Source organism: Nostoc spongiaeforme FACHB-130 (assembly GCF_014698475.1).
Lineage (GTDB): Bacteria > Cyanobacteriota > Cyanobacteriia > Cyanobacteriales > Nostocaceae > Nostoc_B > Nostoc_B spongiaeforme.
This window is the reverse complement of sequence record NZ_JACJTB010000004.1, coordinates 174,098-191,638: the sequence shown is the minus strand read 5'-3', so window position 1 is coordinate 191,638 and position 17,541 is coordinate 174,098. Positions and strand designations below refer to the sequence as shown.

Here is a 17,541-nt window from a genome sequence, read left to right as displayed (position 1 = left end):
TACATAAAACGGCTTTTAAAAATCTGCGATCGTAGTCAGCAAATTAAAATATGCTGAAAATTTTTGAGAACTATGAAAGTGAGTTTTGTATTGCCGATTCTTATATCAGACAACCTTATTCATAATCAATGAGAGTCTATGCGACTTTAGTTGTTTTAACAAAATCATTTCTATGTTTTAGGTTAATTCGATTTTAGCATTGTTACTATGCAAGAGACTACAAATTTGCAATTTAAGATTTTGATAAAGAGTAAGTACTCTTATTTAAATGTCATAACACAAGAAAGGCAGCAGCTTCTATATGAGAGGTTTGTGGAAAAAAATCAGCAGGTTGCACCCTTGTAACTTTATATAGGCCTCCTTCACATAACAACTTTAGGTCACGCGCAAGTGTGGCTACTTTACAGCTGACGTAAACGATGCGAGCAGGTTTCGATCGCAGTAATGAATCGATGACAGTGCGATCGCATCCCTTACGTGGTGGATCAAGTATGACCACATCAGGTATTATTCCCATTTGCGGCAGTAAATTCTCTACCGCACCGACTTGAAATGTAACGTTATGTATACTATTGCGATTCGCATTCAAAATTGCTTGTTCAACTGCTTCGGCTTGTAATTCCAGTCCTACTGCTTGGCGCACCTGCTTGGCTAAAGGCAGTGTTAAGGTTCCAATCCCACAATAAGCGTCAACTAGTACCTCATTTCCTTGGAGGTTAAGTTCCTCCTGAATGACTTCTAACAGTGCTTCGGCTGTTTCCGTAGAAACTTGGAAAAATGTATCGGGGCGGACTTGAAATTCTAAATTGGCAAATTCTTCTCTCAGATAAGGAACTCCAGCAATAGTGCGAGTTTCCCTACCAAAAATGGCATTAGTGCGTTCTGGGTTGCGATTTAAAGAAACTCCCACCAATTGGGGATATCGCTGCAACCATTCCTCGGCTTGTTCCGTAATTCCCGCTAACTGCCAATCTGTGACCACCAAAGTCAACAGCATTTCTCCCGTGCGGCGGCCGATGCGTAAACCTAGATGACGAATTTGCCCTTGGTGGCGTTGTTCGTTGTAAATTTTCCAGCCACGCTTTTGAATGTCTTGCTTTACTTCCGCAAGCAGAGGATTTAAGCGAGAATCCTGCACAGGGCATTGATTTAAATTCACCAAATGGTGACTACCCTTTTGGTAATATCCCGCCTGTACTTGCCCGGTAGTAGAAACACTGACAGGATAAGTAGATTTATTGCGGTATCCCAGGGGTGACACAGCCGCCAATACAGGATCTACTGATGGTGCAGTAAAACCACCGATACGCTGCAAAGCCTGAATAACTTGATTGCGTTTTGCTTCTAGCTGATATTCATAATCAATATGCTGCCACTGACAACCACCACACTTATCAGCCACAATGCAGCTTGGGCGGATGCGGTGCGGTGATGGCTGCAATAGCTGGATAAGTTTGCTGTGAGCATATTTTGGCTTGACATGCAGTAAACGTACCACGACACGATCGCCAGGGACAGTATCTGGTACAAATACCACCCGCTCCTCATAGCGACCAACCCCATCACCAGTGTCACTGAGATCAGCGATCGCTACTTCAATTAATTCACCTTGTTTCCAAATATTATTTGTCATTAGTCAATAGTCATTTGTCATTTGTCAAGAAATTGAAGTTTAATTTCACACTTCATACTTCATACTTCTATTTCCCTTCCCCTCTGTACCTCCAACTCGTTAAACTAGCAAATAATATTTCTCGTGATTACAATAATCATGACTGTAATTAGCCAAGTTATTCTCAAAGCCGACGACGAACTGCGTTATCCCAGCAGTGGCGAACTCAAAAGTATCAAAGACTTTTTGCAAACAGGGGAGCAACGGACTCGTATTGCTGCCACCCTGTCCGAAAATGAAAAAAAGATAGTTCAGGAAGCCACCAAGCAACTTTGGCAGAAGCGTCCTGATTTTATCGCACCCGGTGGCAATGCCTATGGTGAACGCCAACGTGCATTGTGTATCCGTGACTTTGGCTGGTATTTACGCCTGATTACCTATGGCGTACTTGCTGGTGACAAAGAGCCAATTGAAAAAATCGGTTTAATTGGTGTGCGGGAAATGTACAACTCCCTTGGTGTTCCCGTTCCTGGAATGGTAGAAGCCATCAATTGTCTGAAAAAAGCCTCCCTTGACTTACTCAGTGCAGACGACGCAGCCGCAGCAGCACCATACTTTGATTACATCATTCAAGCGATGTCATAAGCCAAAGTTTGTTTTGCTTCTTTAGATGTGTCTTCCTGTCTCCTAAAGTGAGTGCTGAGTGTTAGCACTCAAAACATAACAACTCTAATTTGATCATACTCTCCCCACATTTGGTAGTGGCTTTGGCCATCTCTGTGTCAAGCTATCAACCAACTGTGGGGAAATTTTATTTGGTCATTAGTCATTAAGTCATTAGTCAATGGTCACTACCTGGTTTTCTCACACTCCCCACACCTCCCACACCTCCCACACTCCCAAATACAAAAAGCCGACAGTCTTTTATCAAAGCTGTCGGCGATTAGTGTGTTCCCTATTAATGACTCGGCTAGAGTTCAGTTGTATGTAATTATGCCAATTTGGCAAAGGGTGAGAGACGATCTCAATCATGTTTCTATGTGATTGTCGTCACTTGAGTGTTACTATCGAGCGGTATCTACTTAAGTGTGTAACAACGGACAAGCTTAGAGCTACAACAGCAGTTACAGATGGGGAAAAACAAAGCACAAATAGCCAATGACATAGGACTCATAATTTGATTTATGAAAAAAGTCAGTACGCCCAAATAAGACTTCTTACCTACTCACCACTCCCCATTCCCTACTCCCTGCCCATACAACTAGATTCAGAAATCAAACCGGATTTTTATATTGACCATTAACTATAAAATAGTCTTCTGTCCCCTTGGTGCATTATTCCCATGACCACCACCCCCAAAGATCCGTTTTCTCCCCAAGAAATTGCCGCCGAAGGTATTAAGCCCGAAGAATATGCAGAAATTGTGCGACGTTTAGGCCGCCATCCTAACAAAGCAGAACTGGGAATGTTTGGGGTGATGTGGTCAGAACATTGCTGCTACAAAAATTCCCGACCCTTACTCAAACAGTTTCCCACTACAGGCCCCCGCATTCTCGTAGGCCCTGGTGAAAATGCGGGTGTGGTTGACTTAGGTGAAGGACTCCGCCTCGCTTTTAAAATTGAATCTCATAACCACCCTTCCGCCGTTGAACCCTTTCAAGGAGCCGCCACGGGTGTCGGTGGTATCCTCAGAGATATTTTTACAATGGGTGCGCGTCCCATTGCTTTGTTAAACTCATTGCGTTTTGGTTCTCTAGATGACCCGAAAACCCAAAGGCTATTTACTGGGGTAGTTTCAGGTATCAGCCATTATGGCAACTGTGTTGGCGTAGCCACAGTTGGTGGCGAAGTATACTTTGACCCTGCTTATGCCGGAAATCCCTTAGTTAACGTCATGGCTTTGGGATTGATGGAAACGCCGGAAATTGTCAAATCTGGGGCATCGGGTATCGGTAATCCTGTATTGTATGTGGGTTCCACCACCGGACGCGATGGGATGGGTGGCGCAAGTTTCGCCAGTGCCGAATTAACTGATGCGTCGATGGATGACCGTCCGGCGGTGCAAGTCGGCGATCCGTTTTTAGAAAAGTCGTTAATTGAAGCTTGTCTAGAAGCATTTAAAACTGGCGCAGTGGTCGCCGCCCAAGATATGGGTGCAGCCGGGATTACCTGTTCTACCTCAGAAATGGCAGCCAAAGGTGGTGTCGGCATTGAATTAGATTTAAATAAGATTCCGGTGCGGGAAACTGAGATGGTTCCCTATGAATATTTACTGTCGGAATCGCAAGAACGAATGTTGTTTGTTGCCCACAAAGGCCGGGAACAGGAGTTAATTGATATTTTCCATCGGTGGGGGCTTCACGCGGTTGTCGCTGGCACAGTAATTGCAGAACCCATCGTCAGGATTTTATTCCGGGGGAAAATTGCGGCGGAAATTCCGGCTGATGCTTTGGCAGAAAATACGCCACTTTACGAACGTGAGTTGTTAGCGGAACCGCCAGAATACGCCCGCCAAGCTTGGACATGGACAGCCGATAGTTTACCTGCTTGCACAACTGCGGGGATCGGTAGCCACAGTTGGAATGATATCTTATTGACTTTACTCAATACACCCACGATCGCCTCGAAAAATTGGGTATACCGTCAGTACGACCATCAAGTACAAAATAATACTGTCCTCCTTCCCGGTGGTGCAGATGCGGCTGTAGTGCGCTTAAGACCATTAGAAGCCATCCCCAATCTCACATCGCCAAATCTGAAATCTGCCGTTGCTGCTACGGTAGATTGCAATCCCCGCTATGTTTACCTTGATCCCTATGAAGGTGCTAAGGCTGTAGTTGCCGAAGCCGCCCGCAACCTCAGTTGTGTGGGTGCAGAACCATTAGCTGTTACCGATAACCTGAATTTTGGCAGTCCCGAAAAACCCATTGGTTATTGGCAATTAGCCGAAGCTTGTCGCGGTTTAGCAGAAGGTTGTCGAGAACTAGCCACACCAGTCACAGGGGGAAATGTCTCTCTTTACAATGAAACTGTCGATTCTCAAGGCAACCCCCAACCAATTTATCCGACTCCTGTGGTGGGTATGGTGGGTTTAATTCCTGATTTCACCAAAATTTGCGGTCAAGCTTGGCAAGCAAGCAGTGATGCGATTTATTTACTGGGGTTAACTGTACAGTCCAAAGTGGAATTAGGCGCATCAGAATATCTGGCTACCATCCACAATACTGTAGCTGGCAGACCACCAAGGGTAAATTTTGACTTGGAACGACGTGTGCAGCAGGTTTGTCGTGATGGTATTCGTTCTGGGTGGGTGCGTTCAGCCCATGATTGTGCTGAGGGCGGATTAGTTATCGCTTTGGCAGAATCTTCGATTACTGGCAATTTGGGCGCAGAAGTACAATTAGACATTTCGCCAAATCAGTTACAGCGTCTGGATGAAGTGCTATTTGGTGAAGCTGGCGCAAGAATTATTGTTTCTGTGGGATCAGAACACCAAGAAATCTGGGAATCATACTTACAAGAACATCTTCCTCAAGAATGGCAAAAATTAGGCATGGTTGGTAATTATGGTGCTGGTTTGACGGTTTTAACTACCGATAACCAAACCTTAATCGCAGTTAGTATGGAAGATATGAAGGATCGTTACAATCATGCGATCGCTAAACGTCTAGCTGCACACACTCAGTCCTAAAAAAGTATCTAACGCCGTGTGTAACTTTCTTTTTAACCTAACCCCCAACCCCTTCCCTACGAAGGAAGGGGAGTAAGACTCAAAGCCTCTCTCCGCGTCGGGGAGAGGTTTGGAGAGGGGTTTCAAAAATAAGTTCCACATCAAGTTATCTTGTCTGAAGTCAAAAATTTCACACTTCAGACTTCATACTTCAGACTTCTTAGGGTACTGTTTTAATAAGTGGTTAAAGATTTGTTAAGAATAGACCATAACACTTTCAAAAAGTGAATACGGAGACGGATTGCTCAAAAGGTTACATACTCACCGTTTGACAATCCAAAATCCCAAATGGTATAGCCACCTCAAGCCATCACCCCAGTGACTTGACACCCCAACCAGGAGCAAAGCCAGCATGATTCCCATTGATTCTGTGACTTCGGATGAATACCCCGAACCTCATTTCAACTCAAATAATGACCGTCCTGACAAGCCCGAAGAAGCTTGCGGTGTCTTTGGAATTTACGCACCAGGAGAAGACGTTGCCAAACTAACCTACTTTGGATTGTATGCCCTCCAGCACAGGGGTCAAGAATCTGCTGGAATTGCTACCTTTGAGGGTACAAAAGTCCATCTGCACAAAGATATGGGCTTGGTGTCTCAAGTATTCAACGAATCTATTTTAGAAGAGTTGCCCGGAAATCTTGCTGTTGGTCACACCCGCTATTCCACCACTGGTTCTAGCCGCAAAGTTAACGCCCAGCCTGCTGTGGTTGAGACTCGCTTAGGCAATCTTGCTCTTGCACATAATGGGAATCTTGTCAATACGACACAATTACGTGATGAATTGGTTAAGAGCAATTTTAACTTAGTCACAACAACTGACTCAGAAATGATTGCCTTTGCGATCGCCGAAGCAGTCAACGCTGGTGCAGATTGGTTAGACGGGGCAATTCAAGCATTTCATCGTTGCCAAGGAGCCTTTAGTTTAGTTATTGGCACACCAGTCGGGGTAATGGGAACCCGCGATCCTAACGGTATTCGTCCTTTAGTAATTGGGACTGTTGGGACAAATCCTGTACGTTATGTATTGTCTTCCGAAACTTGCGGTTTAGACATTATTGGCGCTGAATACCTGCGCGATGTTGAACCGGGAGAATTAGTTTGGATAACCGAAGAAGGTTTGGCTTCATTCCACTGGAGTCAGCAGCCGCAACGTAAATTGTGCATCTTTGAAATGATTTACTTTGCCCGTCCTGATAGCGTTATGCACAATGAAACTTTATACAGCTATCGGATGCGCTTAGGAAGACAACTGGCTGCCGAATCGAATGTCGAAGCCGATATTGTGTTTGGCGTACCTGATTCTGGTATCCCGGCGGCGATTGGATTTTCTCAAGCTTCTGGCGTTGCCTATGGTGAGGGCTTGATTAAAAATCGCTACGTTGGGCGCACCTTTATTCAACCAACTCAAACCATGCGCGAGTCTGGTATTCGGATGAAACTCAACCCCCTCAAAGATGTCTTGGCGGGTAAAAGAGTTGTAATTGTAGATGATTCAATTGTGCGGGGTACAACCAGCCGCAAATTAGTCAAAGCCTTGCGTGATGCGGGTGCGGCTGAAGTTCACATGAGAATTTCTTCACCGCCTGTCACTCATCCTTGCTTTTATGGGATTGATACCGATAGTCAGGATCAATTAATTGCGGCTACCAAATCTGTTGCCGAAATTGCCCAACAACTAGAAGTAGATTCCCTCGCCTACCTGAGTTGGGAAGGAATGCTGAAAGCTACAGGAGAAGACACCAATAGTTTTTGTTCTGCCTGCTTTACAGGAGATTACCCAGTCGCTATTCCTGAACAAGTGAAGCGTTCTAAGTTGATTTTAGAGAAGGTGGTAGTTTAAATTCTCAAAAGGGACTGCAATTCCTATGAGTTAGGGACAAGGGGGACAAGGGGGACAAGGGAGATGGAAGTCTTTTTTGGGATGGAGTACCCAAAGAATTTAGAACTTACACCAGAACTCTCTCAAACTCTTATAACTTCTTGTCCTTCACTTCCTACCCTGCGGGTACTCCTTCGGAGAACTCGTAAGAGTAGCATCTTGCGCGTCTATGCGGTTCGTCGCTCCATACTTTTGCGTAAATCTTGATCAATTAAAAATCAAAATATATGTAAGGTAGACCGCCTTCGGGGGCTAGTAACCAGACAATATAAAAACACAAGGGTACGAAAACCAGCTTGATGGGCCAGTTTAACTCTAGTTTTAATCGGCCATTCAAAGCATAAACCAAGCCCATCAAAACCGCTAAAATTCCCAATAGCCAAGAAAGTTGATAAGGGCTAATTGTTAGAGCTTCTACATATACTTTTTGGGCGAACTGTGCGTCAGCAGTGTGACCCCAAAGGTGCTGAATTACTAACGAAGAATCTTGGAGATTGGGTAAACGAAACCAAATCCAAGAAGTGAAAACCATCAACTGTGTCAATAGCCAAGCGATAAATACACCAAAAGGATTTTGCCAGAATTGGGCTAGTTTTTCGTTGCGATCGCTCCAATCATCTGTGATTCGATGTACGGCTAAAGCAATACCGTGGAGAATACCCCACACAAAGAAACCCCAGGCGGAACCGTGCCAAATACCTGCAATTACCATCACCAGGAACAAATTCCAGCAGGTACGCATCAAACCGCGACGAGAACCACCCAAAGGAAAGTAAACATAGTTACGCAACCAATCACCTAAAGTTATATGCCAGCGTCGCCAAAAATCAGCAATGCTAGTACTAAAGTAAGGAAAATCAAAATTTTCTGGTAAAACTAAACCAAATAGCAACGCTGTACCACGGGCAATATCTACATAGCCATTAAAATCTAAATACAATTGCAAACCATAGGCAAAAGTCGCTAACCACAAATCAGTACTACCTGCGCGGGGCAAATTTCCAAAACATAAATCAACAAAAATTCCCAAGTTATCTGCCAAGAGTCCTTTTTTGATTGCACCTCTAGCAATTAACCATAATGCTTCAGCGACTCTCTCGGCTGTGGGAAATTGCAGTGCATTAAATTGAGTTGCTAAGTTGTGATAGCGCGTAATTGGCCCGGAAATTAGTTTGGCAAAAAATAGTTTATATGTGGCAAATTTGAGAAAATGGTCAGTAGCCGGAGCGCCGCGATAAACATCTATCAAATAAGCAATACACTCAAAGGTAAAAAATGAAATTCCCAACGGTGCAATAACTTTAAAAGATGTCTCTGGTGAATTTGATTGGATAGGAAAAACTAAGTTTAATATCGGCGAAATATATTTAAATCCTAGAAGTAATAAAACATTTAATACTACACCGAGCGATAACAATTTCAGACGGCGACTATTCCAATCAGCATTGGCATATTGCCATTCTTCATTAGATATACGCCAATCAAGACTATGGTCTCCCGGCGAAGTATTTTTGCCGATTTCTCTACCTAAGCGAAAGTTAATAAAGGTCAGTGCTAATAACAGTGGGATGTATTGAATACTCCAAGAAGCATAAAAGGCAATACTGGCAATTAATAAAATCCACAATCGCCATTTTTGTTCGGCAACAGTCCAGTAAATACCTAATATACTCAGTAGAAATATGGCGTAAGAAATTGAAATAAAGTTCATATTTTGGTCATTGGTCAATTGTCATTGGTCATTGGTCATTTGTTATAAAGCAGAAGGCAGGGGGAGAATCTTTAACTCAACATGTACACTGAGCGTTCGCGCAGCGTCTCCGTCAGGAGAAGTCGAAGTTTACAGCACTCAGCACTTACTTTGTAGGCCAAGGAATCACCGGGTCGATCGCTAATTTTTTCGAGACTTCATAAGCACCAAAGCGATTTAGATGGCTGGGGTCAGAGAAATAGTCATTTTTCCTGGGCCAAAGTTGGCTAAAATCCCGATAAATAAAATTAGGATTTGTTGCTAACCGAATCATATATTGTTGAAATTCTTGCTCGTATTTTTTGCGAATTGGATCTAAATATTCGGCAGTGAGAGGCATATTAATAAATACGAGAGGGATTTGCTGCGCCTGCGTAAACTGCAAAACTTCTTGAAAGGCTGCATCTTGATTACCTTCTATATGAAATGATTTGTAGTCATTGTCATAATTACCTGTAACTCTGGGATGTTTTTGATAGTATCGAGCCGGATTGAAGCGCACAGATAAAGGTAAGAAACCATCAAAATCAACTGATTGTAGTGAGGTTTCATCATCAGAACTGTCATTAGCCGAGTCAGTTGGTTGATTTTCTTTGGAATTGCGATCGCTAATTAATGGCAAATTATCCAGTTGTTGATGTAACAGAGATTTAAGCTGGTTACGATTTTGATAGGTACTGGAAAAAGCCCCTAAAATTTGATTTAACCCATTATTAATAGCTTGATAGCTAGTAATTTCATCTGGTTTTTTTGTGTTTTTTTGCTTGTCTGGAGATTTTGCTGGATTGTTAGCAGCTTCTTCATTAGCGTCAGTATTCTGGGCTTTTTCCAAGATTTTTTGATAACCAGGGGAAGCAGCGATCGCATTAAAGGTAATATCGTCTCGACCACTGTTAAAAGCGCGAGAACCATCAGCCCACAGAATCACTTTGGGTAATTCTGATACCTCCAGGACTTGACGAATAATAAAATCGACAACTTGGGCTGTTGCACCATTTACCCCAAAGTTGAACACCTCAATATTTGGATATCCTTGTTTAGCTAAACCTTTGGATAATGCCGCCGGGTCAACGCCACGCAAAGCCCGCGAAGAACCAATAATTAAAATATCTGGGGGACTGCCTTTAATATTTAATTGTTGGCGGTATAAAGCTAATTGTTCGTCTAATTGCCGCGCATTAAAACTGGGCATTTGCGATCGCGCTGCTAATAAAATTGCCGAGGCTGTGGCTTTTTCTTTTAATGGCGCGGCTGTTAAAGTTGTCGCTTCTGGATCATCTTCATGCACAGTAAATCCAGAAGCGTTGAAGGCGGAATTTTTCGATCCTGATAATTTCTGCCCAGAGGAATTATTCAATAATTCCAGTTTTTCTTGATGTTTGGGTTTGTCCGGGGGTTTTGGTTTGGCATTGGCAGTCTCTAAACTATTTACCTGTGGTGTCTGGGGTAATGTCCGCGCCACCATTTGACCGCTAATCCAATCGGTTTGCAGTGTCAGCAATAATCCTAATGTTCCCCAAACCAAAGCCACTTTCAGTCCGCCTTGTAAATCGGGGTCGGCGGCGCTTGACTGATCAGATTCGGTAAATATTTGTGTACCTAAAAGGAAATTTTTAATTGTCGTGCTGGTGCTGACAACCCAATCTCGCGCGACTTCTGTAACAAAATTTTGAACTTCTTCGGAAGTTAAATCAGGGCGAAAAATCGGTTCTTGACCGTCTTTAACTATCAGTTCACCGACATATTCCGAAGTTGCGGCAAATTCTGGGGTGGCTTCGGGTACTAAACGTTGGCGTTGGACAAAATCTGCGCCATGATGCCAAACTGGTTCTTTATTGCCTGCGCGACGACCGTAAACCCTCACCCCAGTGATTCCAGGTAATTTTAACTGGCGGACAAACTGGGTAACTTTATTGGCGACTTGTTTGCGGTTGGGACAGACAGGCGCATCACACATAATATGCAGCAAGTCGCCTTTGTGAAGTAAAAGGACACGTATCCCGCCTGTTTTCAAGCGCCATTCTAAATCGGTATTGAGTAAGCGTTCTAATAAGAAATGCGTGGCTGGTTCATCGCCGCTAATGGCTAATTCTAAAGCGGAAGTCGCCAAGGCTGGATGTTGGGACGCAGGTAAGGAAATCCAATCAATCCAAGCTGGTTGCTTTTGGGCAGTTTTTTGACCGTATATCGTCGCGCCGAGAATGCCTTGAGGAGCGATCGCTTCTAGGTGCGATACGATGATATCCAAACATTGAGTTTTATCGGGTGCGGGTGCATCTTCTAGCGGATCAAACGCCGGGGAGCAGAAAAGGTGTAAAGTTGATTCTTTGAGAGATGCTTGGACAGTAACTTTAAATTCTAATAATACTTCTGTTAACAGCCGAGCGATCGCTTGTATATCTCCCCAACGCGCCCATTCTTTCAACATTACTTCTGGGGGCGTTAAATCTACCCGCAGTACCCAATCATTATTTGTTTCACCACTAACTTGGGCGGTAATGACTGCATCTTGATAGCCCGTCAACTTTAATAGGCGCAGTTTTTGGGCAATTGTTTCGGCTAATAAGGAAGAATCTGGACTATAGACAGATTGACAAAAAACCCAGAGACGATTTGTTGGGGCTTGGGTTTTGTCTTTGGGTTGGTGTGGCTTAATCTTGACTTGAACTCCCACACCCAAAGAACTGAGAGTTTCACTGAGATAATGAGCGATCGCATTGGGGTCGCCGCGACGGGCTAAACTCTCATTTGATATAATTAGCGACCCACCCGGCTGTGATGCTTCTGCATCTTTTAGGGCTTGTTCTACCTGTTCTAAATGCTTGTCTAACTGATTTAGATGTACCCGATGACACCATTGGGGTCGATTTTCGCCCTTTTTTCGTCCATAAACCAATACTTGGTATATTGAGGGTTGTTCGTTATTGGTTAAGACATCTAAATTTGTTTGCTGGAGTGCGTGAAGCAAATCAGCAAGAGTGCGCCAGCGTAGAGGACACTCTGTCGCTTCACAAAGAATGTGTAGGTCATTTCCCCGCAACCGGATTTTCACCCCTAAAGTGTTAATCCCTGTTGCTTGGCTTACCCATTGCACTAATATTTGCTGGCTATCTACTAATACTTTTTTCATGGGCAGTTAACTTTACAGGAAGCGAGTATTCGGGGGTATTGCCTGCGCTTGTAAACTAGAACCATAATGTCTATCACATTTTGCTGTTTTTTTTTAACACTTTTGTTACCTTCTGTGCTTGCAAAATAGGCCAAGATAGTCTTATATCGTTGCAAGTCATACAGATTTTGAGTTTTGCGTTTCATTTTCCTCGTTTGCCAACCACCAAAAATTAGCAATGCCTCCTATCACCTCCCAATCTTCACCCAACCCCGGCCTAAATCTGGTTTTGTTTAGCATTCCCCAATCTTTTATCCTCGAAATAGGTACAGCGTCTATACTACTGCTGCTGACCAGCGAAAAATTCACGCTCAAAGCCCTAGAATCTATCGGGCAAGCTAGTGAAGAATTGTTTCGCGGCGATCGCTTGCCGATTCTTCCCTTTCCCAATCACGATGAATTAACCAATAAAAGCTAAAACTTATACTTTAAAAAATAAACCGCTCATAGAAAACAATGAGCGTAAATCACAAAGTTCAAAAATGTAAACAGTAATTGGCTTTACAAGAGAAGCAAATATGAGTTCGCTTTTATACTCTGTGTCCCACGCTGCGAATTATTACCCTGCGTCAGAATTATTTTTACGTCGTCGTCTCCAAATCGTCGAAGAGTTATGGGAGAACGTCTTGCGGCAAGAATGCGGCCAGAAAATGGTAGATTTGTTGCGACAGTTGCGAGATTTATGTTCGCCGGAAGGACAAGCCACCAACGACCAAGCATCCTCCGCCGTCAAATTGATTGAACAACTGAATATTAATGAAGCCATTCGGGCAGCACGGGCTTTTGCGCTTTATTTTCAGCTAATTAACATTATTGAGCAAGAATATGAGCAGAAGCAGCAACTCACCCGCTACTCCGAAATAGATGAGCAAATTACCACTAGTTCTGACACTATGTCAGAGAGTACTTATTCCTCCAACAATACTGAAGATGATGCCTTTGTCAACAAAGGTATAGGTTCAGACTTGTTGGCTAAAAGCTGGGTGGGCAAAATGCAAAATAAACAAAAAGGTACTTTTGCAACACTGTTTCCTTATTTGTATGATTTGAATGTCCCGCCCCAACAAATTCAGCGTTTAATTTCCCAGTTAGATGTGCGCTTGGTGTTCACCGCCCACCCCACAGAAATTGTGCGTCACACCATCCGCGATAAACAAAGACAAGTAGTGAATCTACTGCAACAAATCGACGCAATCGAAAATCGGGCTGGTGCATATCCTTGGGAGTCAGGGGAGTTACGCGAAAAGCTACTAGAAGAAATTCGCCTCTGGTGGCGTACCGATGAACTCCACCAGTTTAAACCCACAGTCTTAGATGAAGTAGATTACGCCCTGCACTACTTCCAAGAAGTCTTATTTGATGGTATTCCCCAACTGCATAAACGGTTTAAGTATGCTTTGGGTAAAACCTTTGATTGGTTAGAACCGCCCCGGAAAAACTTTTGTTCCTTTGGTTCTTGGGTAGGTTCCGATAGAGATGGGAACCCCTCAGTTACACCGGAAATTACCTGGAAGACAGCTTGCTATCAGCGCAAAATGGTGCTGGAACGTTATATTCAGTCAGTCAAAAAGCTAATTGAATTATTAAGCATCTCGATGCACTGGAGTGATGTTTTACCAGATTTACTTGAATCGCTGGAATTAGACCAGTCCCAGTTAAGTGATATATATGATGCCCTGGCGTTGCGTTATCGCCAAGAACCTTATCGGTTGAAGTTGTCTTATGTCCTGAGACGGTTAGAAAATACCCGCGATCGCAATTTAGCATTATATAAGCGCGAAACTCCCAGCAACGAAGATGCACCAATGTATCGTTCTGGAGCAGATTTCTTGGCAGAATTGCGGCTAATTCAACGCAATTTGAGCGAAACTGGCTTGAGTTGTCGAGAATTAGATAATTTGATTTGTCAAGTAGAAATCTTTGACTTTAACTTGACACAGTTAGATATCCGCCAAGAATCAACCCGCCATTCGGATGCGCTAAATGAAATTTTGGAGTATCTGCAAGTTTTACCCCAAGCATACAACGACCTCACAGAAGAACAGCGCGTAGCTTGGTTAACTTCGGAATTGCAAACTCGTCGTCCGTTAATTCCGGCGGAATTGCCATTTTCCGAGAAAACCAACGATATCATTGAAACCTTCCGAATTTTGCGATCGCTGCAACAAGAGTTTGGTGTCAACATCTGCCAAACTTACATTATTAGTATGTGCCGTCAAGTCAGCGACGTACTAGAAGTTTTACTTTTAGCCAAAGAAGCAAGATTATTTGACCCAGCTATTGCCGTTGGCACAATTCAAGTTGTACCGTTATTTGAAACTGTAGAAGACTTGCAGCGTTCCCGCAGCATTATGCGTCAGCTGTTTGAACTTCCCTCGTATCGGGCTTTGTTGGCTGGCGGCTACGAAAATATTCAGCAAAGACTTTCTGACGCTGAAGCAAATCCCCATTCCACAATTACGCCCGACCTACAAGAGGTCATGTTGGGATATTCCGACAGTAATAAAGACTCTGGCTTCTTAAGTAGCAACTGGGAAATTCACAAAGCCCAAAAATCATTGCAGAAAATTGCCGAAGAATATGGTGTTGATTTAAGAATTTTCCACGGTCGCGGCGGTTCTGTGGGAAGAGGTGGCGGCCCTGCTTACGAGGCGATTTTAGCACAGCCAGGCCACAGTATTAACGGGCGAATTAAAATTACCGAACAAGGCGAAGTCTTAGCTTCTAAATATTCATTGGTGGACTTGGCGTTATATAACTTAGAAACCGTCACCACTGCGGTAATTCAAGCTAGTTTGCTGCGGACAGGGTTTGATGATATCGAACCTTGGAACGAAATTATGGAAGAACTAGCAGCGCGATCGCGGCAACATTATCGTGCTTTAATCTACGAACAACCAGATTTCATCGACTTTTTCAACCAAGTCACCCCCATTGAAGAAATTAGCCAACTGCAAATCAGTTCTCGCCCCGCACGTCGTCCTTCAGGAAAGAAAGATTTAAGCAGTTTACGGGCGATTCCTTGGGTATTTAGCTGGACACAAACCAGAGTTTTACTACCTTCCTGGTATGGTGTCGGAACAGCTTTGCAAGAATTTTTGAATGAAGAACCAGAAGAACACCTGAAATTACTCCGCTACTTTTATATGAAGTGGCCGTTCTTCAAAATGGTGATTTCTAAAGCGGAAATGACACTGGCGAAAGTCGATATCCAAATGGCGCGACACTACGTCCAGGAATTATCCAACCCAGAAGACAAAGAACGCTTCGAGGTAGTCTTTGAACAAATTGCTAGTGAATACTATCTCACAAAAGATTTCGTCCTGAAAATTACTGGTCACACTCGACTGCTAGATGGTGATCCGGTATTGCAGCGTTCAGTACAATTACGTAACGGAACAATTGTACCGCTAGGGTTCATCCAGGTTTCATTACTCAAGCGCCTGCGCCAAGCCAAAAATACTACAGCTACCTCTGGTGTGATTCACTCCCGTTACAGCAAAGGCGAATTACTCCGGGGCGCACTGCTAACCATTAATGGTATTGCTGCGGGAATGCGAAATACAGGCTGATTTGGTTTGGGGAGTCCTTTGTCAATGGTCATTCGTTCTCTAGTGACCATTGACTAGGGAAAGGGGACAAGGTAGACAAGGTAGAAGACTTCAGACTTCAATTGCGCGATCGCAAGTTATTCAAATTTCTCCAGGAATTGGTACTAGTATCAAAACAATGCCAAGTACCGTGCTTGGTATCCTGATAACAAAACAAAGTGCGATCGCCACTGTACAAATTATCAGTTAAATAGTATACTAATCCCCGAAAAGGGTAAGTTTTGCGACTTAAACGTTTAGCTACAGCTTGATTGGGGCATTCCACAATAAATACTGGTTTTTTATTCAAGTGAGCTAAAGAGAATATACACATACGCAAAATCGCTCTCAGCCAACTTTCAGAATTATCAAAATAGTCGTCAATAATCCTGTTAGTTAGTGCTTTTTCGAGAGTGCGATCGTTGTTTTGAGAGATGTGAGCCTCAGACATAGCCTCACCTATTCCTATACCAATGGTTCGAGGTTAATCCAAAATTTCCCAAAATGCCAAGGGTCGATCAGGACTTGCTCAGTTTGGTGAGTGTGGGGGGTGTGGGAGGTGTGGGGGGTGTGGGGGGTGTGGGGAGTGTGGGAGGTGTGGGGAGTGTGGGAGGTGTGGGGGGTGTGGGGGGTGTGGAGAGGGTGGGGAGAGAGGGGAGTGTGGGGGGTGTGGGAAGATGAAGAAAGGAGCAGTCGAAATTAAAGAAGATGGAAGAAAAAGGGAAAAAGTATTTTAGAAATCATGAGGATTTAGCCATTTATCAATTAGCATTTGAGACAGCAATGCAAATTTTTGAATATTCTAAAAAGTTTCCAGTTGAAGAAAAATATTCATTAACTGACCAAATTCGTCGCTCCTTTCGCTCTGTCTGTGCAAATATGGCAGAGGCTTGGAGAAAACGGCGATATAAAGCCGCTTTTGTCTCTAAACTCAATGATTGTGAAGCAGAGGCAGCAGAAACTCAAGTTTGGTTAAAGTTTGCTGTGAAATGTCAATATCTTACCGTTGAACAAGGAAGAGAACTCTACGCTCCTTACAATCAAGTCCTTAGTGGGTTAGTCAAGATGATTACCCATGCAGATGATTGGTTACTTGACTAAATTCCCACACTCCCCACACCTCCCACACTCCCCACACTCCCCCTTTGTGCATCAGTCCTGGTAAAATCTACCCAGAGCAAAGAAAGAGCAAATAGCCATGACTGCTGAAACAAATCAAGTAAATTCCACAACCAAGGGTGCAGATGCCATTGACCAAGCGATCGCTAAAGGGATAGATTTTGATGGAAGTCCCATTCCTAGTGCCAAGCTAGACCTTTATCATCAAGTCATGGCCTTAGAAGCAAATAGACAGCGTAGTGGCGTTTCTAATACCATGCGATCGCGGATTGTGAGAATCGGTGCAAAACATATCCCCCAAGCAGAACTTGACCAAAAACTCATCGACGCGGGTTTTGCACCCCTGAAAGAAAAAGAAATCGCCTTTTTCTACGGCGGTAAGTAATTAATCCAGGATTTACATACAAAGTTGGTCTGTCAAGAATGGGTGTAGGGATGGGTAAGGCGCACCAAGATTGTCTGTTGAGGCTGGGTGTATGGGTGTATGGGTTGGGTTTACAAAGATTGTCTGTTGAGGCTGGGTGTATGGGTGTATGGGTTTTGCTCACCTAAACCCCCCGGTTACTGAGCGCAGCCGTTCGCGGAGCGTCTCGCAGAGAAGTACACCCTCACACCCTCACACCCTTCTCAAACACCCTCACACCCTTACACCTTTTTCAAACACCCTCTCCCAAACCCTTGATTTTTCC

12 protein-coding genes are annotated in these 17,541 nt (G+C 43.8%); 8 read left to right on the top strand and 4 right to left on the bottom strand.

All coding sequences use genetic code 11. The annotated features are described in order from the left end of the window. Positions 1 to 271: 271 nt before the first annotated feature. Positions 272 to 1,633, bottom strand: coding sequence for a 23S rRNA (uracil(1939)-C(5))-methyltransferase RlmD (rlmD, locus tag H6G74_RS06120; RefSeq protein WP_190966832.1), 1,362 nt, complete (start codon positions 1,631 to 1,633; stop codon positions 272 to 274). A gap of 138 nt (positions 1,634 to 1,771) precedes the next feature. On the opposite strand from rlmD, the gene H6G74_RS06115 reads away from it, so the two are divergent. From H6G74_RS06115 to purF, 3 genes are all read left to right on the top strand, one after another. After that, a complete protein-coding gene (locus tag H6G74_RS06115; RefSeq protein ID WP_190966831.1) occupies positions 1,772 to 2,257 on the top strand; it encodes an allophycocyanin subunit alpha-B in 486 nt (161 codons plus the stop codon). A gap of 697 nt (positions 2,258 to 2,954) precedes the next feature. Continuing rightward, positions 2,955 to 5,303, top strand: coding sequence for a phosphoribosylformylglycinamidine synthase subunit PurL (gene purL / locus H6G74_RS06110; protein ID WP_190966830.1), 2,349 nt, complete (start codon positions 2,955 to 2,957; stop codon positions 5,301 to 5,303). Positions 5,304 to 5,694: 391 nt separating this feature from the next. Then, complete coding sequence (gene purF, locus H6G74_RS06105; RefSeq protein ID WP_190966829.1) at positions 5,695 to 7,185, top strand: amidophosphoribosyltransferase; 1,491 nt, start codon at positions 5,695 to 5,697, stop codon at positions 7,183 to 7,185. 250 nt (positions 7,186 to 7,435) lie between these two features. Here purF and H6G74_RS06100 read toward each other — a convergent pair whose 3' ends face one another. Then, on the bottom strand, positions 7,436 to 8,935 hold the full coding sequence (locus tag H6G74_RS06100; RefSeq protein WP_190966885.1) for an MBOAT family O-acyltransferase: 1,500 nt from the start codon (positions 8,933 to 8,935) through the stop codon (positions 7,436 to 7,438). A 145-nt stretch (positions 8,936 to 9,080) separates the two neighbouring features. Then, the gene (locus tag H6G74_RS06095) at positions 9,081 to 12,104 is read right to left on the bottom strand and encodes a DUF1574 family protein (RefSeq protein WP_190966828.1); all 3,024 of its coding nucleotides are present in this window, start codon (positions 12,102 to 12,104) and stop codon (positions 9,081 to 9,083) included. A gap of 217 nt (positions 12,105 to 12,321) precedes the next feature. Here H6G74_RS06095 and H6G74_RS06090 point away from each other — a divergent pair, with 217 nt between their 5' ends. Beyond that, positions 12,322 to 12,561 carry a hypothetical protein gene (locus H6G74_RS06090; protein ID WP_190966827.1) on the top strand — a complete coding sequence of 80 codons (240 nt, stop codon included), beginning with the start codon at positions 12,322 to 12,324 and terminating at the stop codon, positions 12,559 to 12,561. Between the two features lie 100 nt (positions 12,562 to 12,661). After that, positions 12,662 to 15,715, top strand: a complete 3,054-nt coding sequence (gene ppc, locus H6G74_RS06085; protein ID WP_190966826.1) for a phosphoenolpyruvate carboxylase — start codon at positions 12,662 to 12,664, stop codon at positions 15,713 to 15,715. A 97-nt stretch (positions 15,716 to 15,812) separates the two neighbouring features. Here the strand turns inward: ppc and H6G74_RS06080 are convergent, their stop codons facing one another. Continuing rightward, positions 15,813 to 16,184: a hypothetical protein gene (locus H6G74_RS06080; protein ID WP_190966825.1), complete on the bottom strand. Its 372-nt coding sequence runs from the start codon at positions 16,182 to 16,184 to the stop codon at positions 15,813 to 15,815. Between the two features lie 53 nt (positions 16,185 to 16,237). Here H6G74_RS06080 and H6G74_RS06075 point away from each other — a divergent pair, with 53 nt between their 5' ends. The 3 genes from H6G74_RS06075 to H6G74_RS06065 all read left to right on the top strand — a co-directional run bounded on the left by H6G74_RS06075 (position 16,238) and on the right by H6G74_RS06065 (position 17,237). Beyond that, on the top strand, positions 16,238 to 16,414 hold the full coding sequence (locus H6G74_RS06075; RefSeq protein ID WP_190966824.1) for a hypothetical protein: 177 nt from the start codon (positions 16,238 to 16,240) through the stop codon (positions 16,412 to 16,414). Between the two features lie 27 nt (positions 16,415 to 16,441). Next, positions 16,442 to 16,834, top strand: a complete 393-nt coding sequence (locus H6G74_RS06070) for a four helix bundle protein (protein ID WP_190966823.1) — start codon at positions 16,442 to 16,444, stop codon at positions 16,832 to 16,834. A 97-nt stretch (positions 16,835 to 16,931) separates the two neighbouring features. Beyond that, positions 16,932 to 17,237, top strand: a complete 306-nt coding sequence (locus H6G74_RS06065) for a small RNA NsiR4-regulated ssr1528 family protein (RefSeq protein WP_190966822.1) — start codon at positions 16,932 to 16,934, stop codon at positions 17,235 to 17,237. Positions 17,238 to 17,541: the final 304 nt, after the last annotated feature.